The sequence below is a fragment of the Clostridioides sp. ES-S-0001-03 genome (genome assembly GCF_020676075.1).
GTDB lineage: Bacteria > Bacillota > Clostridia > Peptostreptococcales > Peptostreptococcaceae > Clostridioides.
Map to the genome: position 1 here is coordinate 271,969 of NZ_JACVWJ010000006.1, position 21,150 is coordinate 293,118.

Annotated in this window: 24 protein-coding genes; 12 read left to right on the forward strand and 12 right to left on the reverse strand. The window is 26.3% G+C overall.

The genetic code is table 11. The features are described 5' to 3' along the window. Positions 1 to 676: 676 nt before the first annotated feature. From IC174_RS14530 to pcp, 7 genes are all read left to right on the forward strand, one after another. Positions 677 to 1,306 carry a TetR/AcrR family transcriptional regulator gene (locus IC174_RS14530; RefSeq protein WP_227483248.1) on the forward strand — a complete coding sequence of 210 codons (630 nt, stop codon included), beginning with the start codon at positions 677 to 679 and terminating at the stop codon, positions 1,304 to 1,306. After that, the gene (locus tag IC174_RS14535) at positions 1,281 to 1,694 is read left to right on the forward strand and encodes an FMN-binding protein (RefSeq protein WP_227433168.1); all 414 of its coding nucleotides are present in this window, start codon (positions 1,281 to 1,283) and stop codon (positions 1,692 to 1,694) included. The genes IC174_RS14530 and IC174_RS14535 overlap by 26 nt, the downstream gene beginning before the upstream one ends. Positions 1,695 to 1,697: 3 nt before the next feature. Continuing rightward, complete coding sequence (locus IC174_RS14540; protein ID WP_227433167.1) at positions 1,698 to 2,174, forward strand: flavodoxin domain-containing protein; 477 nt, start codon at positions 1,698 to 1,700, stop codon at positions 2,172 to 2,174. A gap of 226 nt (positions 2,175 to 2,400) precedes the next feature. Next, positions 2,401 to 3,000 carry a GNAT family N-acetyltransferase gene (locus IC174_RS14545; protein WP_227433166.1) on the forward strand — a complete coding sequence of 200 codons (600 nt, stop codon included), beginning with the start codon at positions 2,401 to 2,403 and terminating at the stop codon, positions 2,998 to 3,000. A 187-nt stretch (positions 3,001 to 3,187) separates the two neighbouring features. Further along, positions 3,188 to 3,853, forward strand: a complete 666-nt coding sequence (locus IC174_RS14550; protein ID WP_227483249.1) for a DUF969 domain-containing protein — start codon at positions 3,188 to 3,190, stop codon at positions 3,851 to 3,853. Between the two features lie 21 nt (positions 3,854 to 3,874). After that, on the forward strand, positions 3,875 to 4,807 hold the full coding sequence (locus IC174_RS14555; RefSeq protein WP_227433164.1) for a DUF979 domain-containing protein: 933 nt from the start codon (positions 3,875 to 3,877) through the stop codon (positions 4,805 to 4,807). Positions 4,808 to 4,827: 20 nt separating this feature from the next. Next, positions 4,828 to 5,469 (forward strand): pyroglutamyl-peptidase I, encoded by a 642-nt coding sequence (gene pcp, locus IC174_RS14560; RefSeq protein ID WP_227433163.1) that lies wholly within the window; start codon positions 4,828 to 4,830, stop codon positions 5,467 to 5,469. Between the two features lie 133 nt (positions 5,470 to 5,602). Here pcp and IC174_RS14565 read toward each other — a convergent pair whose 3' ends face one another. Further along, complete coding sequence (locus IC174_RS14565) at positions 5,603 to 5,935, reverse strand: winged helix-turn-helix transcriptional regulator (RefSeq protein ID WP_227483250.1); 333 nt, start codon at positions 5,933 to 5,935, stop codon at positions 5,603 to 5,605. 370 nt (positions 5,936 to 6,305) lie between these two features. Between IC174_RS14565 and IC174_RS14570 the strand changes: the two genes are divergently transcribed. Beyond that, a complete protein-coding gene (locus IC174_RS14570) occupies positions 6,306 to 6,926 on the forward strand; it encodes a flavodoxin family protein (RefSeq protein ID WP_227483251.1) in 621 nt (206 codons plus the stop codon). 149 nt (positions 6,927 to 7,075) lie between these two features. Here IC174_RS14570 and IC174_RS14575 read toward each other — a convergent pair whose 3' ends face one another. From IC174_RS14575 to IC174_RS14605, 7 genes are all read right to left on the reverse strand, one after another. Next, complete coding sequence (locus IC174_RS14575) at positions 7,076 to 7,516, reverse strand: hypothetical protein (protein ID WP_227483252.1); 441 nt, start codon at positions 7,514 to 7,516, stop codon at positions 7,076 to 7,078. A gap of 159 nt (positions 7,517 to 7,675) precedes the next feature. Beyond that, entirely contained in the window at positions 7,676 to 8,497 is an 822-nt protein-coding gene (locus IC174_RS14580; RefSeq protein WP_227483253.1) for a TraX family protein, read from the reverse strand. A gap of 10 nt (positions 8,498 to 8,507) precedes the next feature. Further along, complete coding sequence (locus IC174_RS14585) at positions 8,508 to 9,911, reverse strand: sensor histidine kinase (RefSeq protein ID WP_227483254.1); 1,404 nt, start codon at positions 9,909 to 9,911, stop codon at positions 8,508 to 8,510. A gap of 3 nt (positions 9,912 to 9,914) precedes the next feature. Beyond that, the gene (locus IC174_RS14590) at positions 9,915 to 10,637 is read right to left on the reverse strand and encodes a response regulator transcription factor (RefSeq protein ID WP_227433156.1); all 723 of its coding nucleotides are present in this window, start codon (positions 10,635 to 10,637) and stop codon (positions 9,915 to 9,917) included. Between the two features lie 118 nt (positions 10,638 to 10,755). Next, positions 10,756 to 11,529 carry an ABC transporter permease gene (locus IC174_RS14595; RefSeq protein ID WP_227483255.1) on the reverse strand — a complete coding sequence of 258 codons (774 nt, stop codon included), beginning with the start codon at positions 11,527 to 11,529 and terminating at the stop codon, positions 10,756 to 10,758. 5 nt (positions 11,530 to 11,534) lie between these two features. Continuing rightward, positions 11,535 to 12,422: an ABC transporter ATP-binding protein gene (locus IC174_RS14600; RefSeq protein WP_227483256.1), complete on the reverse strand. Its 888-nt coding sequence runs from the start codon at positions 12,420 to 12,422 to the stop codon at positions 11,535 to 11,537. A 13-nt stretch (positions 12,423 to 12,435) separates the two neighbouring features. Beyond that, on the reverse strand, positions 12,436 to 13,458 hold the full coding sequence (locus tag IC174_RS14605) for a hypothetical protein (RefSeq protein ID WP_227483257.1): 1,023 nt from the start codon (positions 13,456 to 13,458) through the stop codon (positions 12,436 to 12,438). Positions 13,459 to 13,678: 220 nt separating this feature from the next. On the opposite strand from IC174_RS14605, the gene IC174_RS14610 reads away from it, so the two are divergent. Further along, entirely contained in the window at positions 13,679 to 13,927 is a 249-nt protein-coding gene (locus tag IC174_RS14610; RefSeq protein ID WP_227433149.1) for a hypothetical protein, read from the forward strand. 750 nt (positions 13,928 to 14,677) lie between these two features. Beyond that, the gene (locus tag IC174_RS14615) at positions 14,678 to 14,854 is read left to right on the forward strand and encodes a hypothetical protein (RefSeq protein ID WP_227433148.1); all 177 of its coding nucleotides are present in this window, start codon (positions 14,678 to 14,680) and stop codon (positions 14,852 to 14,854) included. Positions 14,855 to 15,486: 632 nt separating this feature from the next. Here IC174_RS14615 and IC174_RS14620 read toward each other — a convergent pair. Next, on the reverse strand, positions 15,487 to 15,828 hold the full coding sequence (locus IC174_RS14620; protein WP_227433313.1) for a winged helix-turn-helix transcriptional regulator: 342 nt from the start codon (positions 15,826 to 15,828) through the stop codon (positions 15,487 to 15,489). 139 nt (positions 15,829 to 15,967) lie between these two features. Between IC174_RS14620 and IC174_RS14625 the strand changes: the two genes are divergently transcribed. After that, the gene (locus tag IC174_RS14625) at positions 15,968 to 16,306 is read left to right on the forward strand and encodes a TIGR04076 family protein (protein ID WP_227433146.1); all 339 of its coding nucleotides are present in this window, start codon (positions 15,968 to 15,970) and stop codon (positions 16,304 to 16,306) included. 261 nt (positions 16,307 to 16,567) lie between these two features. Here the strand turns inward: IC174_RS14625 and IC174_RS14630 are convergent, their stop codons facing one another. Next, positions 16,568 to 16,765, reverse strand: coding sequence for a hypothetical protein (locus tag IC174_RS14630; RefSeq protein ID WP_227483258.1), 198 nt, complete (start codon positions 16,763 to 16,765; stop codon positions 16,568 to 16,570). 155 nt (positions 16,766 to 16,920) lie between these two features. Here IC174_RS14630 and IC174_RS14635 point away from each other — a divergent pair, with 155 nt between their 5' ends. Further along, complete coding sequence (locus IC174_RS14635) at positions 16,921 to 18,198, forward strand: amidohydrolase family protein (protein ID WP_227433141.1); 1,278 nt, start codon at positions 16,921 to 16,923, stop codon at positions 18,196 to 18,198. 283 nt (positions 18,199 to 18,481) lie between these two features. On the opposite strand, the gene IC174_RS14640 is transcribed toward IC174_RS14635, so the two are convergent. Together IC174_RS14640 and IC174_RS14645 are read right to left on the reverse strand one after the other, a co-directional pair. Continuing rightward, positions 18,482 to 19,216 carry a hypothetical protein gene (locus IC174_RS14640; protein WP_227483259.1) on the reverse strand — a complete coding sequence of 245 codons (735 nt, stop codon included), beginning with the start codon at positions 19,214 to 19,216 and terminating at the stop codon, positions 18,482 to 18,484. Continuing rightward, a complete protein-coding gene (locus tag IC174_RS14645) occupies positions 19,209 to 21,050 on the reverse strand; it encodes a M1 family aminopeptidase (protein WP_227483260.1) in 1,842 nt (613 codons plus the stop codon). Before IC174_RS14645 ends, IC174_RS14640 begins: the two co-directional genes overlap by 8 nt. Positions 21,051 to 21,150: the final 100 nt, after the last annotated feature.

The window sequence follows — 21,150 nt, forward strand, 5'->3', positions numbered from 1 at the left end:
ATATCTAATGATTACATTTTTTAGTATAACTTTAGTTATATCAAAAATATTTTAAAAATCTTAAATATATTCACACATTCTCATAAATTATGTTATAATGAGAATATTGCGATGACAGTTTTAGATTTTTGACAACTGGAGTGTAAAATCACTCCCTTTTCTTTTTACTAATTATGATAAATATTTAGTTAATACTAATATGCTATTATATAAAGTAAATATAAAAAATAAACTTTGTTATATGTACATTTTGCATTAATGCAAAAATGAATTTCATATATATTTCTCACAATAGGAGTGCTATGGCACTCTTTTTTGTTTTTTATAATTATGTGAAATATTCAGATACCATGTAATAAACCTTCATTTTTCAATTTTATATAAGAATCAATCATTAGATAAATACTATCTTTTTTATCTTAATATTATCCAAATCAGCACATAATAAATCCAATGTATCTTCTTAATATCACATAAGAAGATTCTAATCAATTTTAGTATCCTAAATTATTTTGCAAAACCAAATTAATTTGATTTAATAGTAATTCAATTAAAATGTGTAAGTACTGTACCAATATAGAAAGTATAGAAATCTAGATTGTTGACAAACTTAAAAATAAAACATACAATAACATTGTAAATTAAATTAACACTGTTAAGTTAAAGAGGTGATTATATGAGTGTCAAAGAAAGACGTAAAAAGGAAAAAATAGAAATGAAGAAAAAAATTATGGATGCTGCCATTGAAATTATCAATCAAGAAGGATATGAAAATTTATCAATTAGAAAAATTGCTACAAAAATAGAATATTCTCCAACTACTATTTATCTTTACTACAAAGATAAGGCACAGATTATTAATGATATGGCTAATGAACTTTATAATAAAATAGAAAATGATTCTATTACTGTTATGGATAAGTACTCCTCATTTTCAGTAGATAAACAAATCAGAGAAATTATGCTTACTTTTATCAAAATTCTTTCTAGCAATCCAGAAATGACAAAAGCCATAATGTATAGTGGAATGAATATTATATTTGCATCTCAAAATACTGCTAGTACTCCTGCTAATAATGGTATAGAGATGTTTGATAAACTTCTTGCTATTGGAATTAAGCAAAAAATATTTAAACCAAACATAGATAATGCTTCTTGGATGCTTATAAGTGCATTATTAGGTTTTGTTTTATGTGCTGTTGAAAATCACTTGTATTCTTTACATAACTTCCCACAATTTATAGACAATTTCGTGGATATTTTACTTGGAGGAATTTACAATGAGCATTCACATCAAAAATCTTAATAAGAAAAATAAATTTTTAAGAATTCTAAAAGTATTAATAGTTTTATTTTTTATATTTATATGTATTATTATTGTAGCTGTAGTTAATTTGAAACCAGAAAAATTAGTAGTACAAAATATAAATCCTACTAAAATAAAAAATGGTACTTATCTTGGAAATGCTGATAATGGTCTAGTAAAAGCTACTGTATCTGTCAAAGTTAACAATGGAGTAATAAAAGATATTCATATATTGAAACATGACACTCTTTTAGGTAAACCAGCTGAAAAGATTGTAAATAATATTATTAAGCAACAATCTTTAGAAGTGGATGCTATAACTTCTGCAACTTACAGCAGTGATACTATACGAAAAGCTATAGAAAATGCTTTACAAAAAGGAGAGTAAAATATGGATACTATTATTGTATATTCAAGTAAATATGGTTGTACAACAGACTGTGCAAATATATTAAAAAGTAAACTATCAAATAATGTGACTATTGTTGATATTAAGGATAAAAACAGTAAAATTGAATTATCAAAATTTGATACAGTTATTATTGGAAGTTCAATATATGTGGGTTCAGTTTCAAAAGAAATTCGTACATTCTGTAATGATAATATAGAGTCATTAAACCAAAAGAAAGTTGGAATTTTTCTTTGTTGCGCATTCTCTGAACAGACGGATAAATATCTATCAAGTAATTTCCCATCATCATTATTAAAGAGTGCAAAATCAATAAGTGTATTTGGTGGTGAAGCTAGATTAGAGAAAATGAAATTTTTTGATAAATTGATTATGAAGTCAGTTACAAAAAATGATTACAATGGTTTGAAAATATCACAGGATAATATAGATAATTTTTTAAGAAATTTTAATGACTAAAATAAGCTATACTCTTCGTTAACAACCCCATCTACCCCTACTTTATGGCAAAGAGCTCAAAAGTCATGGAATGTTTTACCATATATTTTTATATCAAAAGTTACATAACTTTCCCTTATATAACTTTTGATATAAAATATAATAAAGTATACAATATGTTTTCACATTTAAACTTGAACATTATAAAACAAAAACTATTATATTTACTACATTGGAGATGATACTTATGGGAAAAGTTAAAATCAGACTAGCAAAGGAAACAGATGCTGAAGAAATATTAGAAATATATACACCATATATCACTAATACAGCAATTACTTTTGAATATGATATACCAAATATTAGTGATTTTAAAAATAGAATAAAAACAATTTGTTCAAAATATCCATATCTAGTATGTTTAATTGATGAAAAAATTGTTGGATATACTTATGCTCATGAACATAATGAAAGAACTGCTTATCAATGGAATGCTGGATTATCAATTTATATTGATGAAAGGTTTGTAAGTTGTAAAATAGGCATAGCTCTTTATAATTCAATAATAGATATATTAAAATTACAAAATATTCAAAACTTATATGTTAGCATTGCATCGCCTAATATTAAAAGCGAAAGACTTCACCAACACTTTGGTTTCAAACCATGTGGAATTTATCATAATACAGGATATAAGTTTGGTAGTTGGCATGATGTTATGTTATTTGAAAAATACATAGGTACTCATCCTATAAAACCAGACTACATAAAAACAATCAAACAAATTGATACGAAAGAAATCGACACTATTTTAAAAAAAAGCAGTCTTCTTGTCAAATTACTTTAAAATAAAAACTTTAAATAAACCAAAATAAAAATAAGAAAGTGACTTTAAAATAAGTATTTTAAAGTTACTTTCTTATTTTTTATTAAATTTTATAATAATAGTCATATTAACGTAAATACTATAAAAAGAGTTTAAATTTATTTAGTAAAATTAAATCAAAATAGAAAAAATGGAAGGAGAATAATTGATGATAAAACTGATTGGTATATTAATAGTTGTGATTGGATTTATACTTAAAATTGATACATTATTTACTGTATTATTAGCAGGAATAGCAACAGGACTTGTAGCAGGATTAGATTTTAACCAAATCTTTACAACTCTAGGAGATTCTTTTGTCTCAAATAGAGGTGTGTCATTGTTTATACTAACATTACCTGTAATTGGTGTTTTAGAAAGATATGGATTAAAACAAAGAGCAGTTTCTCTAATAGAAAAATTACAAAGACTCACAACAGGAAAAGTACTGAGTATATATATGTTTGCTAGACAAATAGCTGGAGCCTTATCAATAAGAATGAGTGGACAGCCTCAATTTGTAAGACCACTTGTTAACCCCATGGCACAAGCTGCTGGATTAAGCAATAGTGATGAATTAAAAGAATCAGACGAAGAAGCTATAAAAGCATTATCTGCTGCATCAGAAAACTATGGTAACTTCTATGGTCAAAACTTATTTGCAGGTAGCAGTGGAGTTTTACTTATAGCATCTACTCTTACTCAATTTGGATATAATGTAACTGGAATTGAGATTGTAAAAGCTAATATCATTATGGCCGTAATAGCATTTATAGCTGCCACAATCCAATTTACTCTATATGATAAAAAATTAAATAAAAGTCATAAGAGATAGATTTATTTAGGAGGTATAAAAGTGCAAAATTTTATAAACATATCATTAGAAATTTTTTATGCATTAATGGGGCTTTTAATGATTGTCATAGCATACAGGTCTTTTACTACAATAGACAATAATAAAAAATACGGTACATCATTATTTTGGATACTAATATCACTACCATTTATATTTGGAAGATTAATTCCAGCTAATATAATAGGAATCATACTAATATTATCTAGTTTATTAACACTTACTAAACAAGTCATATTTGCAAAATACGAAGAGCCAAATGAAAATTTTGGGAAAGAACAGGCAGACAAACTTAAAAATAAAATATTCATACCATCATTAATATTAGCTTTTGCAGCAGTAATTGTAGCTATGAGTCTTTCTAATTTCGATAATTCTTCACAGTTTGCAATAGGTGTAGGTTCAATAATTGCACTAATATCTGCTCTTATAATAACCAAATCAAAATCATCTACCTCAGTTCATGATGGTTCAAGATTATTGCAACAAATGGGACCAGCTAGCATGCTACCACAACTTTTGGTTGCATTAGGTGCTTTGTTTACTCAAGCTGGAGTTGGCGAAGTTATCTCAGGTATGATATCAGGAGTAGTTCCTACTGACAATAGATTATTTGGCGTTATAGCTTATGTATTGGGTATGGTTATATTTACTATGATAATGGGAAATGCATTTGCTGCATTTTCAGTCATAACGGCAGGAATTGGAATTCCTTTTGTATTGTCTCAAGGTGGAAATCCTGCTATAATTGGAGCATTAGCATTAACAGCAGGATATTGTGGAACTCTACTTACTCCAATGGCAGCTAATTTTAATATAGTTCCAGCCGCTTTACTTGAATGTAAAAATGATTATGTTGTTATAAAGTATCAAGCACCAGTTGCTTTAATATTAATTGTAGCACACATATTAGTAATGTATTTTTTAGGATTTTGATATAAATAGGAGGTAAAATAATGAAAGTTTTATTAACAGGGTTTGACCCATTTGGTGGAGAACCAATTAATCCCGCTCAAGAAGCTGTCGAAAGGGTCAAAGATAATATAAATGGCTCAGAAATTATAAAAATAACTATACCAACAGTTATGACAAAATCTGTTGAAGCAATAGATAAAGCTATCCAAAAACACAACCCTGATATAGTAATATCAGTCGGACAAGCAGGAGGTAGATTTGATATTACACCTGAGAGAGTTGCTATAAATGTAGATGATTTTAGAATAAAAGATAATGAAGGAAATCAGGTTATAGACACGGTTATAAAAGAAGATGGTCAACCTGCATATTTTTCAAAATTACCTGTAAAAGCTATGGTAAAACATATGAATGAAAATAAAATTCCAGCTAGTGTTTCAAATACTGCAGGTACATTTGTTTGCAATCATGTAATGTATGGAATTCTTTACATGATAGATAAAAAATATCCTAATATAAAAGGAGGCTTCATACACATACCATACATGACTTCTCAAATAATAGATAAAAAGAATACACCATTTATGTCTTTAGAAGAAATAGTTAAAGGTTTGGAATTAGCCATAGAAGCTTGTGTAATCTACAAAGATGATATAAAAGAAATTGGTGGTGAAATTTCATAAAAAATATCTAAAATAAATTTTTTAAATTATAAATGAAAATAGACATTTTTTTAAATATAGACTGTAAGTATATTTGTTTAAATTCAAATTTACCTACAGTCTTTTACAATATGTACAATCTTCAAATGTAAAATTAAATTCTATTCTGTTCTCCCCACTCACACATTGCATCTAAAATCTTAATCAAAGACTTCCCTCTCTTTGATAAACTGTATTCTACTTTAGGTGGTATTTGAGGATATTCAGTACGAATAATCAAATCATCTGCTTCTAATTCCTTTAAAGATAAACTCAGAGTCTTATAAGAAATAGTCTTTATATAACGTTTTAGTTCATTATATCTAACAACTTTAAATTCAGCAAGGCAATAGAGAATTACCATCTTGTATTTTCCATTAATCAGTGAAAGTATATAACTAAACCCTGTTTCACTTAAATCTGCTTGTGAGATACAATCCATATCCATGTGCTACACTCTCCTTTAGGTTAGTATTGAACAAAAATGTGCGTACTTGTCTTTTAGCTAATTTATAATAAAATTATAGTGTAAGAACAATTAAAAGTCAATTTGCTATAATACATATAAATTCTACTTAATACTAGTACTTTAGCATATTGTCAAATTTTAATTTATTTACTCTTTAATTCAAGTTATAAAAAACTTCTAACAAATGTAGTTTCATATCACTGATAAATTTAGTAATAGGAGGTGTTTTAAATGTAAATCTAAGAACAAATGGAATATACCTGTACTTATAGATTCATAGAAAACCTATTTTAGAAAAAGCAAAGACCCTTGAATATCTATTAAATAAATTTTACTGGAGGAATTTCTAATGAAAGTTTTATTAATAAATGGTAGCCCAAACCAATACGGGTGTACTTATACAGCATTAAATGAAGTTGCTAAAACATTAAATAAGCACGACATTGAAACCGAAATATTATATTTAGGTAAAAAACCAATACCAGGTTGTATTGCTTGCTCATCATGCTTTCAAACCGGCAAATGTACTTGGAATGATAAGGTCAATGAGTTAGCGAAAGAACTAGATAATATTGATGGTATTATTGTTGGTTCACCTGTATATTATTCTGGTGCAAGTGGACAACTAACTTCATTTCTTGACCGCTTATTTTTTTCAGCTGGAAGTAAAATGGCAAAGAAACTTGGTGCATCAGTTGTATCATGTCGACGTGGTGGAGCAACTGCAACATTTGACCAACTAAATAAATATTTCTCAATCAGTAATATGCCTATTGTATCATCACAGTACTGGAATCAGGTTCATGGTTTTACACCAGAGGATGTTATGAAAGATAAAGAGGGATTACAAACTATGAGAACTTTAGGTGAAAACATGGCATGGCTTCTTAAGTGTATTTCAGCTGGGCAAAAAACAGGAGTCAAAGACCCTCAATATGAAGAAAAAATTATGACTAATTTTATACAATAAATAATTTGGTTTTATTAATTGTTAATTTAAAATTAAAGTGATACTTAATAAATGGAATAGCGCATAGAAAGCAGTATAATACCTAAATAGTGGTTTTGATTCTATTTATATCAAAACCACTATTTTATTATTTAATCTGTTTAAAACGATTAATTTCTGACATGCTCAGTTATACCCTTCCATTTTCTTTTATAAAAATAGATTAACCCAATAATAGCTGGGAGTATTGGTGATAAAGATTGAGCAAAATAAACGCCTATAAATCCATATTCTAAAATAGTTCCTAGTGTATAACTAAGGGATAGTCTAATAACTACAGAATCTAACAATGCATTAAACATAGCTAGACTAGTAAAACCTATACCAGTTACAAATGAATCATAAATATACATTACTGCATAAATCAAACTGTTAATTAAACAATAAATTCTAAGATACACAATTCCCTCTCTAATAACTGCTTGATTTTTAGACCCACAAAATACAACTATTGGTTCTGCAAATATTTGTACAAAAACAATGGAAATAAATGTTACAACCAAGCTTAATAATGACAGCTTGACCAACTGCCCAACATAGCATCCCGGCAAAAGTATTTATCTTCAATCCAATTCCAGATACTGCTGAGACAGCAACTCCATAATTATTTAACATGCCAGTCATTAATAAGTAGGATATATTGACCATAGACATTTGTATGAAATATAGAAAGTTATTAATAACCATACTTATCAATGTCTTCTATATTCTTAGATTTTTATCAAATACACTCCTAAAATATACAATATATATATATGTATTGGATAGTATAAATAAAACAAATATTTCATACTCTTACCTTTTTCTCCATTATAAAGCAACATAAAAGGAAGTGACGCAATCATCATCCATTGGTAATTTTCTAGAAGAGATTTTTTCAAGCTATAATCTCCTCCTGCTATGGCTACAAATATAAATATACACATCAAAAAATAACAAATACTTAAACTAAACTTCTTTCCTCTACATAAATAAAAAATAATCCCCAGTGCAATCAAAATTGGTCCCCCTTCTACCAAAAATGGTACTGGTACAAAAATCATAATAAACATAAGTACTTTATCCACTGAGCTAAAAAGTAAAGTTAATATAACGATTCCTAAAATTATAGGAACACTTATCATCAAAAGCCCTCTCACAAGATACTTTTTTTCTTTTTCTGCTCTAAATTTCTTTATAAATTCTATAGCCTGTAAATAAATTACTACCAAAAATAATGTTGCAAAAATATTATTCATAATTATTGAACCTTCTGGATTTTGGAAAGCAGTATTAATTATTTGATTCCCTATTGCCATAATGATAGCCCCTACATATAATCTAGCAATATACTTTTTTTTGTTGCTTGTATGACAAAACCCTTCTACTACCATAAACGTAAACAATGGTGCTGATATTCTACCTAACCAATGAAACCAAACTGGTATATGCATTGTTTGTGGCATAAAAGCTGCTATATGGTCAAATGTCATAAATACCAGTGCTAATATTTTAATAGTAAATCCATTGAAACCTTTTTTAAGAAAATCCATATCATATCTCCTACTTCTGATTTATTTTTATGACGACTTCTGTTCCTATTCCTATTTCACTATTCACATAAATACTACCTTTATGAATCTCTATTATCTCTTTAGAAATAGCCATTCCAAGACCAGAGCCTTTATGTAATTCACCTGTATTAGTACCTCTATAATATTTTTCAAAAATATGCTTTAAATCATTTTTACTTATTCCTACTCCACTATCTTTTATTATAATTTCTATAGTATCTTTTTTTACTATTTCTATTTTTATCAGAGTTTCTTCTTTATTATGCACTATTGAATTAAATATGAGATTTGTTATAGCTCTTCTAAATAAAATTGAATCTACATATACTTCAATTAAATCTTCATAACTTACAAACTCAATATTTCTATTTTTATATCTATTGTCATTTAGAATATCTATTATTATATTTCTAACCAAACTAACTAAATTTATTTTCTTCTTGTTCAAAACTAAGCTATTATTTTTTAATCGAGTTGATAAATTTAAATCATCAACCAAATTTTTTATATACTTGGACTTATTGTATATAATCTCTGTATATTCTCGTAATTCCTCTTCCACAAATTCATAATCTTTATCATTGATTATCTCTGCATATCCTTGTATAGAAGCCAGTGGTGTATTTATATCATGTGTTATATTAGCTAACCATTCCTCTCGCATCTCTTCATTTTCTTTTCTCTCTGCTTCGTTTACCCTCAATGTATCAGCCAACATATTGATATTTTCAAAAACTTCTTCATATATTCCCCTGTTTTTAAGATATAAACTATAATTTCCGTTAGCCATAGTTTCAATACTCCATATTACATTGGATATTGGCTTTGTAAGTTTTCTACTAAATAAGTATCCTATGCTTAAAGCTACCATCCCATCAATTACCAATGTCAAAGTGATAATTTTATTTAAAATTGCTTTAGCATTATCTTGAGAATAAGTTAAAATTATTCTCGATACATCTCTACTAGGCATACCTATTATTATATTTAGATGTTTGTTGCCTAAATATTTTTCTAAAACAAAATTAGTATACTCTGTTTCTATATATTTGTAGTTATTAACCATTTGAAAAGGAGTATATTTTTTTGGAGTATTCGTTGGCACATTTACTCCATACAATTCTTCTCCTGAGTCATTTAAAACTTGTACCCAAGAATGTGATTTTTTTAATTTTTCAATGCCAGCTTTTGATAACTTGAACTCTCCATTTTTTTCATATAGCTCTTTTTCAAAAGAACGAGCAAACTCTTCAGGACTGTTTTTAGAACCTACAACATTAAAAAAATTATTAGTCGAAATCACATATAAAATAGACGCAATATTTATAATAACCACTGATATAACTACAAATACGATTGTAAACATAAAGTTTCTAGTAATCTTCCACTTCATATTCTAATCTTCCTTTACTGCTAATTTATATCCAAGTCCTTTTATCGTAAGGATATATTCTGGCTTTGAAGGATTATCTTCTAATTTTTCTCTAATCTTTCTAATATGAACCATTATAGTATTATCAAATCCAATATAATCTTCACCCCATACTTTATCCCATAACTTTTCTTTACTTATAATTTGATTTTGATTGTGTGCAAATAAAGACAATATTTTTAATTCTTTTGCAGATAATGCAATAGACTTACCATCTTTTATGAGTTCTGCTCTACTTTCATTTAATTTATATGGACCAAATGATATAATCTTTTCTTTATTATCTGAGTTTATGCTTTCATTTTGTTCTTCATTAAAATAATTTAGTCTTCTTAGATGAGCTTTTGCCCTAAAAGCGACCTCTTTAGGACTAAAAGGCTTTGTAACATAGTCATCGCCTCCAATTGCTAGTCCAAGTAATTTATCTAACTCTTCCGTCTTAGCTGATAAAAATATGATTGGTACATTAGAGTTTTTTCTTATTTCTTTACAAATATCGTACCCTTCACCATCTGGCAACATAATATCCAGAATGATTAAGTTAGGATTATATTTTTTAAATACTTCCAATCCTTCCTTTCTTGTTTTTGCAGTATACACATTGTTAAGACCTTCTTTCTTAAATACAGTTTCTAAGAGTTTTAAAATTTCTACCTCATCATCTATTACTAAAATGCTATTTTCCATAAATAACCTCCTATGATAATTTATCTATATATTAACATATATCTTCTCTAAGCTTTATTTATATTATTTTAAATCAAGTCAATATATAAACAAAATCATTGTTCTTTTTTATTCTTAATTAAAACCTTTTACTTGATGTAAAATTTTTATATGTTATTTTAGTTAATATTATTATCAATATGATTGAGATTAATATAGATAAACCTATTAAAGTATTTGGTACATTATACTTAACAATTTGTTGACTCATCATAATCCAGTTTGGAGTAATAGAAACAAATTTTATAGCATTATCTGGTATAAAACCTGTAATAAAGTATGGAACAGCCATAATTAAGCCTCCTAATATGAAAGGCATTACAGCTGATTTAAATATTGAAGAAAGTGCTAGTCCTATTTGTGCAAATATGAAAGAACCAAAAATGACTGATACTATAACAATCAAGTACATTTGTATTACTGTAAGATTTAAATTACTATTACTAAAATACCATAAGTTCTTAATTGGTTCATTCAAATTTTTAAATTCAAAAAAACTAAATCCTCTAATCCCAACCAATAATACAAAAGAAATGTTAATCATGGACAAAGTCAATCCATTAGCTATTATTTTTGATACTACTACTGACTTTTTCCCATTTTTAGTTGTATTTATTAGACTTGTCATATTAGAATCATATTCTTTTGTATAGTTTCCAGAAGTTATTATAAACATTATCAACCCTATTAAAGGTATAGAACCCTCTATTTTATAAAATATATCTGAATATGTGTCAAAAACATTAAATTTTCTAATCAATACAAACCCAAATAATAGTAAAAATATCCAAAGCATCCAAACACTTTTTAATTTTAAGGCTTTTATTATTTCTGCTTTAACTAAATTTATCATATCTGTTATATCTCCTTTGCATCTTCTAAATCAAAGTAAAGCATATATACATCCTCAAATTTTGCTTGAACTAGTTGTACATTAGCTTCAGTTGGAGTATTTTCTGACACAACTCTAATTACTATTGAATTAACATCACTTTGAATACTTATAACTTTATATTTAGATTGAATCTCATCAATATCACACTCATCTTCAACTTGAATATTATAAACTTTATCTTGCATATGATTTAATATTTCTTTATATGTTCCTTTCATAAGAAGTTTACCATTTTTAATCATTATTGTTTCTTTTGCAACTGATTCTATATCTGAAATTATGTGAGTAGAAAGAATTATTATCTTATCCCTTGATATTTTTGCTATTAGATTTCTAAACCTCGCTCTTTCTTGTGGGTCAAGTCCTGCTGTTGGTTCATCAAGTACTATTATTTTAGGATTGTTTAATAAAACTTGTGCTATGCCAACTCTTCTTTTCATACCTCCAGAGAATTTTCCTATAGCCTTATTTCTGACATCATAAAGACCTACTAACTCTAACAATTCATCTATCCTACAATTTAAATTTCTGCCTTTTAGACCTTTCAACGCTCCTATATATTGTAAAAATTGTCTAGCTGTAAAGTTTTTATATACTCCAAATTCTTGTGGTAAATATCCTAAAATATTTCTATAATCATCATCCATATTAAATATATCCTTACCATTGTAAAGTATTTGCCCACTCTCAGGTTTTATTAGTGTGGTTATTTGTTTCATTAGAGTGGATTTTCCTGCTCCATTTGGTCCTAAAAGACCATAAACTCCATTTTCTAATGTAACTGTAATTTTATCATTTACTACTTTTTTTCCATATATCTTTGAAATATTTTTAACTTCTAATTTATTCATTTTAATTCCCCTTTTATCTATTTATATACTTTGACTTTATTACTGAGAAACACAAAGTCATTATACCTAAAAATATTACTACTAAAAGTCCTATTGATAGATTGACAATATCTATATTCATTTTAAATATTCTAATATCACCTAAATAATTTCCTATTATTTTATTAAATCCAAATATTAAATCATAGTAATTTACCGTTGAAATAATCGAAAGCAATCCTTTAGGTAATATGTGAACTACTGACATCACTTTAGCTACAGCTATACTTAAAATAAGAAAACCTACTGATGATATTGAAGATTTGCTAATAAAAGAACCTAACATAGCTATCATTGCCCATCCTTCAAACATTAAAATATCTATAGCTATATTTGATATTACATAATTGGTTATATTTGAATTTGCTTTCAATGTAGCTATATTGTCTACTATCCTAAACGATTCTAAGTCACCATTAATTGGTAATCCTTGTTGTATGCAGGTCATAATAAATATCCAGATTAAATAAACAAAATAAATTACTAATGGTATAAATATAGCAATAACTATTTTAGATTTTAATGCCTTTTCCTTCTCTTTTGATGATAGTATAATATCTTTTACTGAAGAAATTACTTCATCTGTATAAAGATTTGATACAGTTATGATTATGACAATCAACATCCCTATATTTATAAGTGAATTTGTGGCTCTATAATTAAATACCTTCCAAAAGTCAACATTTTTATATTCATCAACATTTAGATTATCAAGTTTTTCTTTTGACATGGATTTAATCTTTTTAGAAAATTTATCACTATATGTTTGATTTGAAAGTTGTTTTAAAATATCAAGTTTTTTTTGAAATTTATCATTAGCTATATCTGTTCTATTACTTGTATATTCTATATGACCTTTTTTCTCATCAATATAATAATCTTCTGTTTCTAAAACAGGTTTAACAAATATACTGATTAATAATATGAATATTAATATCCCTAAAGATATCAACATGCTCTTAGATTTAATTAATTTCTTTATTTCCCAACTTATCAATATACATTTCCTCCTAAGTCTTTTTAATTGCTTTTTATTTATATACATAATAAAACTTAAATCTTATATCAATATAATTCTAACCTTTAATAAAACTTAAATTATGTGTTTAGTTTTATTCGCTACTTATTTTTATTGTAATTTTTTAGTTTACATTTTTTATAATAAACTTGCTATACTTTTATTAATAGGATTAAATCTAAGATAAGTTGGTGATTGTATGAAAAGTATAGATATTTATACAAAATTAAAAATAATCTTCTTAACATCTATGGCTATGTTTATTATTGGAGCAGCATTTATCTTTTTTATAGAAAATTATATAGTATCAATTATTTTTGTACTTGTTGGTATTTTTATTGATTGGAAATTTTATCGTTGCCCAAATTGTAATCATTATTTAGATTCAAGAATGGAACTTGTAAAGAATAGTACTTATTGCCCATATTGCGGAAAAATTATCAAATAGTGACTTAAATTGCATTTTATATTTAAAAGGAATTTTTTTAATATAAAAACTTTATTATTAATAATCAAGATATTACATATAAATAATATAGTTTAACCAAATTTAATTGCATTGTTTTATTTATTTTTATAAAAGAACATATATATGTGTTATAGATATGCTCTTATCTTTTTTGTTGTCTCTTAAAATTTTTTATCATAACAAAAAAGATATAAAGAGTTATCTACAAGCTCTTTATATCTTTTAAATATCTATAAGTAAATCAATTAGTTTTTATATCCGTTTTAAAATATCTATCTTAAAGTTCTTACTAACAATAAATTTTATTTTTTATATTATTGTTAATTTTAATATTCTAGCATTTCACTTTATTTATTCTTACATTCATTTTAATAATATATCCTGAATACTTTTTTAGTTTATCCTCTACTTTGAATCTAATTAATTCAAATATATAAACCTTTAATTCAATCTATTCATGTAAACCTTATCAGTTTATTGTCAGAGTTTATTCTTCAAAAAATAAATATAATTTTATAATATTTTTTAATCTAAAACAAGCATGTTGAATAATAAATCATATTCTAGTATTATTAACTTGTAGAATAAAAGCTAAATTGGTAAAACTAGAAAAATTTAGTAATAAAGTTATAGTGATAAGTACTAAAAAATTCTTTGTAAGTTATGTTAGCAAATTAGCACATATATAATTTTTTTATTTTTACTAAAGTTTTTAGGGGGATGGATAATATGTTTATTGGAGAAATAGACAGATGTACACATATATTGACTGCTTATATAAGTAGTTCATATGATTATTGTAATTTTATAGATACACAATTAGATGATTTTATATCAGAATATGGAGAAACTGTAGTTGAATCTTGTTTATATCAAGTTTTATTGTTAGTAAGTAGATATAATTAAAATTAAGTTTCATTTTCTAGAAAAACCTTTTTAGATTTTCTACCTTAAATAACTATATAATTTTTTATACTTTTCAAGTAACTATAACTTATTTTAAAGTAAAGATGTATTGGGAGTACATCTTTACTTTTTCACTATATAATCTAAAAGTATATACTATAAAATAAAACAACTATACAAATTACATCCTTTATATTCTCTTGAAGCACAAGAATCATTCTATACACATATTCTACAATTTCATCAAATATGAATCTAAGTTTTTACTACTCCAAATTTTATCTATCTATAACGCAAATCATATTTATAAAATATCCCCCTATTGTACTTAAATCATATATAAAGTAACATCAATATTTAGAATATTCAATATCAATTGCGTAACTGGTCAATAAAAATGTATAACTAGACAAATTTCCATATTTATATAAAAAATTCAAGAAAAATAATCATTTTATTTAGATATATTTTTTATTTTTTTATTTAATTTATATTAAAAAATATCACTAATAAAGATTTTAATTAGTGATTTTCAAAGTATTAATCACAGAAAATTATATACCTGTAAATTAACTTTAGCATTTCTAATTTATAAAATAAAAGCCCAGCAAAATCTTTACTGGGCTTTTATTTTATAAATTGAGTTTATTATTTTCACCCCATTTACACATTTCTTCTAAAATAGGCATTAATGACAATCCCCTTTTGGAAAGTGAATATTCAACTTTAGGAGGAATTTGAGGATATTCTTTGCGTATGATAATACCATCTCGTTCCAATTCTTTTAACTGATTATTGAGAATCTTATCAGTTATTGAACCAATACATCTTTTAAGTTCTCCATAACGTAATACATCATACTCGACTAACCAAAACATTATAATCATCTTCCATTTTCCTCCAATAATTGAAAGAGTATATCCAAATGGTGTAGAAGTTATATTAGTTAAATCAGATGTATTATAGTTTTTCATACTCATTTAATCACCATCCTATAATAAAGATACTATCCTAAATGTTAGTACCTTACTTAAAAGTAAATACTTGTTTAAATATAAGATAGCACATATACTTATATAAATAAAAGTTACAAATTACGAGGAGATGACTTTCATGAAAAAATGTAAAATAGAAGTAATAAAAACAACATTCCATAAAGATTTAGCAGATGAGTATGGATGTAAAGGTATTGGAAAATGCCCTATGCATAAAGTAGGAGAAGTATTTTTTGGAGATTTTGCTAAACCTGAAAAATTATGTGACGAAGCATGGAAAGCAATGTATCAATATGTATTTGCTTTATCTCATGGTAGTGAAAAATTTTACTATGGAGATTGGATAGATAAAGAAGGAGTGGCTATATGCTCCTGTAATGATGGAATTCGTCCTGTCATTTTTAAAATTGAGAGAACTGATGAAGAATCTAAAATGGAATATAAACCCATAAGATAGATAATCGTCTTAAACTAATTTTACTAATCATATTTTAAATGCATTATTCCAATTTATTCCTTAAAATTTAATGCTTATAGTGAAATATAGTACTAAAATTAAATTAATGAAATACAATAAAAGGAAATTGTATATTGTACAATTTATGTCATAAAAAAGATTCATTTAAATCGATTTTAAAAACTGTTAAGTAATGTACCTAATATTTTTTTAATCCACTTATAAAGAGAATACTCCTACCAATAGATGTCTCTAACATGATTATAATATATGATAAATCTTGTTCATTTTGTCATATATTATAATCTTATTAATTCCTAATATATTTTTTGTAATACAAAATTTCCTAATGTAAGAATCCTTTGAAATTTCACTTTTATATAATTTTATTATTTTATTCTCTCCATAATCATAAATTTTAGATGTATTTCCTTTACCAATACATTCGTATTGTTTCATTATTTTCATCCTCTCAAATTCAATAATATTTATTATTATTTAATAGTATTTATAACTCAGATTTGATATAATACATAGGGTAAAATTTTAATTAATAAACCCTATATATTTACTTATATATTAAAGTTAACAAATTTAAAACTAAGGAGAGCTATATGTTAAAAGCAATAAAAGGAAATATAATTTTTACAAAGACTTCAGATACTTTCACAGTATTTGAAAATAGCTACATTATACTAAACAAAGGCAAAGTAAAAGGTGTCTTTAAAGATATACCTAAAGAATATAAAAACTCAGAAATCATAGACTATACTGATAAACTTATAATACCTGGTATGAACGACCTTCATTGCCATGCACCTCAGTTTAGAAATTTAGGCATGGCTATGGACAAGGAACTTATACCATGGCTTGAAACTTATACATTCCCAGAAGAATCAAAGTATATAGATATAGAATATGCTACAAAGATGTATAAAAAATTTGTAAAAGAAGTATGGAAATCGGGTACTACTAGAATAGCTGTATTTGCAACAGTACATAAAGAAGCATCTATGAAACTTATGGATATTTTTAAAGAAGCTGGTCTTGGAGCATATGTTGGTAAAGTAAATATGAACATGAATTGTCCTGACACTCTACTAGAAAATACTGAGGATTCTATCAACGATACAGAAGAAATAATAAACAAATACAGTGACATAAATTCTATTGTAAAACCAATTATAACTCCTAGATTTATACCTAGTTGTACAAGTAATCTCTTAAGGGAATTAGGAGATTTATGTTTAAAGTATAATGTTCCTATACAATCACATTTATCTGAAAACCATGATGAAATTGAATGGGTTAAAAGTTTAGAACCTGAATCTAAATTTTACGGAGATGCCTACAATAGATACAATTTATTTGGTCAAACACCTACATTAATGGCTCATTGTATTCACTGCTCTCAAGAAGAAATAGATTTAATGAAAGAAAATGAGGTTATGGCTGTTCATTGTCCTGCTTCTAATTTTAATGTTGGTAGTGGAGCCATGCCTATTAGAAAATTACTTGATAATAATATTAAACTAGCTCTTGGTTCAGATATAAGTGGTGGTCATACATTGTCAATATTTAAAGCAATAGTATCTGCAATCCAGCTATCTAAATTATACTGGGTAAATTCTAATAAGAAATGTAATTTCCTATCGTTATCTGAGGCTTTTTATATTGCAACTAAAAGTGGAGGAAGTTTTTTTGGAAAAGTTGGTAGCTTTGAAGAAAATTATGATTTTGATGCATTAATTATTGATGATTCAGATTTAAATCATGACAGTTACTCTATACTTGAAAGACTTGAAAGATTTATCTATGTTGGTGATGACAGAAATATTATTCATAGATATGTATGTGGAAAATTAATTGAGGAACCTTCTGTAGAATTATAATAAAAAATTTTATTGTACATACCTTACTTAATTCATATACTCAATATTCATATACTCAATAAAAAGAGTATGTACTAAAATCCATGAAATCATAGATTAAAACATACTCTTTTAGATTATCTTTGATTTATTTCTAGTTGTATTTAATTTTAATAATTATATTGTGTTTTTTCATAGTCAGTTTTCTTTCTAAACTTTAATTTGTACACATTACTCTTAGTCCTTAAATAAGAATGCTACAATTTTTATGAAGTTTAACTAAATTACTCTTTGTAATACCCTTCTAAGCTTTAATTTTAGTTTTATTGTATGCTTTGCATACAATAACTATTAAGCCTATACCTATAATCACCAAAGCTATTCTACTTATTACAAATCTCTGTGGAATATCAAATGCAAGATTACCCATCGTGTCTGCAACTTTACTCTCTAGTATAGAGTTCACTAGATTTTTACCAGATATAATAGATAGTGTACCAGAATTTGTTATAAGAAATATTATTGGAATAAAAATATATAGAAAGTTTCCATTTATATTACCAATAAACATGCCCATACCTGATATAAATAACACAGATGGTATTAAAATTAGAATTATAGGTTTTATAAATTGACTAAAATCATTAAATTGAAATAATCTATTGTAAAAAATAAAACTTATTGCAATTACAACTGCAACTGTTAGAAGATACACAACTGCTATTGTAACACTTTTTAAGCAAAAATATGTTGTAGGTTTTATCTTAGTGCTCATAGTAATTATCCTTACAGCTTCTTCTCTCTTTGAAAAGATGTACGTGCAAAACACAAGAACTATAACTAGTAAAAATGGATTTACATCAAGTAAAAAACCAGAATAACTCCACTCTGAAAATGGTGCTGTGTCGTTTAAACCATAGATTGTCTTTGTCTTAAGGACATGGTAGGAGAACCATCCTGTTATTAATATTAAAACCAAATATACCTTAGAGAATAACAATCTCTTCATTTCATATTTTATTATTTTTAAATTATTCAAAATTCAATTCCTCCCCTGTAAGATTACAAGCCTTTAAGAAATCATCATATTTTAATATATTGTACTTATATTTGTTATATAAGTCTTTAAGAATAGCTTCAAACTTATCTTGTCCTAAAATCTCTTCTGCCTTCAAAATTTGTAATGGCATTTTGTTATATAGAAGTCTCATAGAATTAGGTGATAAAATATTGAATACATAATTTTCAGGCAATTTTTGCAAATACTGCGGATTCTTCATATAGAAATTTCTCTTAAGCTTATCATTTTCTTCTTTCCAATTATCTATAGTTTTTTTACTATACTCTTTTCCATACTCGTATTCCATGAACTTATTAGTTGCATAATTTGTTATTCCTTCTGGTGACCAAGGAGGTGTCATTTGGTCAACTTGTACTATAATCCCCCACCACTGGTGGCATATTTCATGAGCCAAAACTTCAGATCCATTTTCTCCCTCTCCTATGTGAGTATCAAATACATCTGGGTTGAAAATACTTTCATCCATATAACTTATATTCTCATGTGCTTTTCCTCCAGTTACCTGTCCTGATGAGGCTCCTCCTTCTACTAGCTTAAGCGGAATAACTTTATAACGTTCTAGTTCTCCATATTGTTTTGTATAGAAATTGATAGAATCTTTTATAATTTTCTCTGCATTCATTTTATTTATTTTATCTCCATGCTTTCTATTATAGTAAAATTGCACATCAATCCCACCTGCTTTTATATCTTTTTTTACATAGTCTGCAGCTATTATAGTCAACATTATTCCTCTTGTGCTAAATTTCCATGTACATTCATTATCCTTTTTATCACCTTTTACCTTTTCTGTACTGATTCCACTTACTACAGGTGTTATTCCAGTAGGTAGAGTTATATTACCATTAATCATCGATTCCATTGTATTCATAGCATCAACTTTAGGTTTTGGAAATATTGAACCTTTACTACGTAACTCAACCTTATCTTTACTTATTGTATCTCCTGCAAGAATAGTTTCAAATAGTTGATTGTTTATTAATTTCCCTCCATACTCAATTTCAATTTTAAGATTTTTTTCTTTAGGTATATTCAAACTAAGTCTTCCTTCTGCTTGTTTCTTCTTAGAAATATCATATTTAGCTTTCTTACCATTTATCTTAATATCTTTAATATCGTATCCAGGATTTAAATCAAATTCCAAGTTTTGATTTTCTCCACTAGTATTTTCCATAGTGTATTGTATTTTGCCATCTAATCTTGCCTTTTTAGGATTTATTTTTATATCAAGATCTGAATCAAGTAATTTTATATTCTTATTTAGCTTTTCATCAGCACCAGTAGACATAACAGCACCTGAGCCAGACTTCTTATCTGATACCTTTTCCATTTTAGGTGGAGGAGTATCATCATAATATGGTTCAAATGCATATACACTATAAGAACCTGCAATTAATACTATAGTTAAAATTGATAGTAATACCTTTTTCATATTAATTAGTATAGATGAAAAAACATTTTTTTCATATTTTCTTGTGCATATCACACCTAATAAATACGTTGATATTGATATAAAACTCCAAAGTAGTCTATTCCAACATAAAGCTTTTAATTGCAAAGTATTCCCAAAGCTATCAGAATAAATAGTAACTTTTGTCTGTACCCAATCAATAAGATAACTATCTTTTATATTTATAGATAAAAATACTAGAACAAGGAGTATAATCATACTTAAATCAATACGTCTTGTTATAGAATAAAATCCTGCTGAAAGTAAAATACCAAATAATAAGGCTGGTAACATTAAAACTAAATAGTTTATAAGGGTAATGTAAAATAATTTGTGCTTCAAGGTTAATAAAAATCTTCTTTATGGCAATGATTTAAATATAATCAAATGTCGTAAAGGAGATTTTTTATGAATACTTTAAGAAAACAATTAGTCAAAGAAA

Bases quoted from the DNA above. Each gene is read 5' to 3' on its own strand.
- IC174_RS14630 (WP_227483258.1), bottom strand. From the start codon at position 16,765: ATGAAACAATACGAATGTATTGGTAAAGGAAATACATCTAAAATTTAT.
- pcp (WP_227433163.1), top strand. From the start codon at position 4,828: ATGAAAGTTTTATTAACAGGGTTTGACCCATTTGGTGGAGAACCAATT.
- IC174_RS14545 (WP_227433166.1), top strand. From the start codon at position 2,401: ATGGGAAAAGTTAAAATCAGACTAGCAAAGGAAACAGATGCTGAAGAA.
- IC174_RS14595 (WP_227483255.1), bottom strand. From the start codon at position 11,529: ATGATAAATTTAGTTAAAGCAGAAATAATAAAAGCCTTAAAATTAAAA.
- IC174_RS14550 (WP_227483249.1), top strand. From the start codon at position 3,188: ATGATAAAACTGATTGGTATATTAATAGTTGTGATTGGATTTATACTT.
- IC174_RS14625 (WP_227433146.1), top strand. From the start codon at position 15,968: ATGAAAAAATGTAAAATAGAAGTAATAAAAACAACATTCCATAAAGAT.
- IC174_RS14620 (WP_227433313.1), bottom strand. From the start codon at position 15,828: ATGAAAAACTATAATACATCTGATTTAACTAATATAACTTCTACACCA.
- IC174_RS14540 (WP_227433167.1), top strand. From the start codon at position 1,698: ATGGATACTATTATTGTATATTCAAGTAAATATGGTTGTACAACAGAC.
- IC174_RS14535 (WP_227433168.1), top strand. From the start codon at position 1,281: ATGAGCATTCACATCAAAAATCTTAATAAGAAAAATAAATTTTTAAGA.
- IC174_RS14585 (WP_227483254.1), bottom strand. From the start codon at position 9,911: ATGAAGTGGAAGATTACTAGAAACTTTATGTTTACAATCGTATTTGTA.
- IC174_RS14590 (WP_227433156.1), bottom strand. From the start codon at position 10,637: ATGGAAAATAGCATTTTAGTAATAGATGATGAGGTAGAAATTTTAAAA.
- IC174_RS14635 (WP_227433141.1), top strand. From the start codon at position 16,921: ATGTTAAAAGCAATAAAAGGAAATATAATTTTTACAAAGACTTCAGAT.
- IC174_RS14615 (WP_227433148.1), top strand. From the start codon at position 14,678: ATGTTTATTGGAGAAATAGACAGATGTACACATATATTGACTGCTTAT.
- IC174_RS14600 (WP_227483256.1), bottom strand. From the start codon at position 12,422: ATGAATAAATTAGAAGTTAAAAATATTTCAAAGATATATGGAAAAAAA.
- IC174_RS14530 (WP_227483248.1), top strand. From the start codon at position 677: ATGAGTGTCAAAGAAAGACGTAAAAAGGAAAAAATAGAAATGAAGAAA.
- IC174_RS14570 (WP_227483251.1), top strand. From the start codon at position 6,306: ATGAAAGTTTTATTAATAAATGGTAGCCCAAACCAATACGGGTGTACT.
- IC174_RS14610 (WP_227433149.1), top strand. From the start codon at position 13,679: ATGAAAAGTATAGATATTTATACAAAATTAAAAATAATCTTCTTAACA.
- IC174_RS14565 (WP_227483250.1), bottom strand. From the start codon at position 5,935: ATGGATATGGATTGTATCTCACAAGCAGATTTAAGTGAAACAGGGTTT.
- IC174_RS14580 (WP_227483253.1), bottom strand. From the start codon at position 8,497: ATGGATTTTCTTAAAAAAGGTTTCAATGGATTTACTATTAAAATATTA.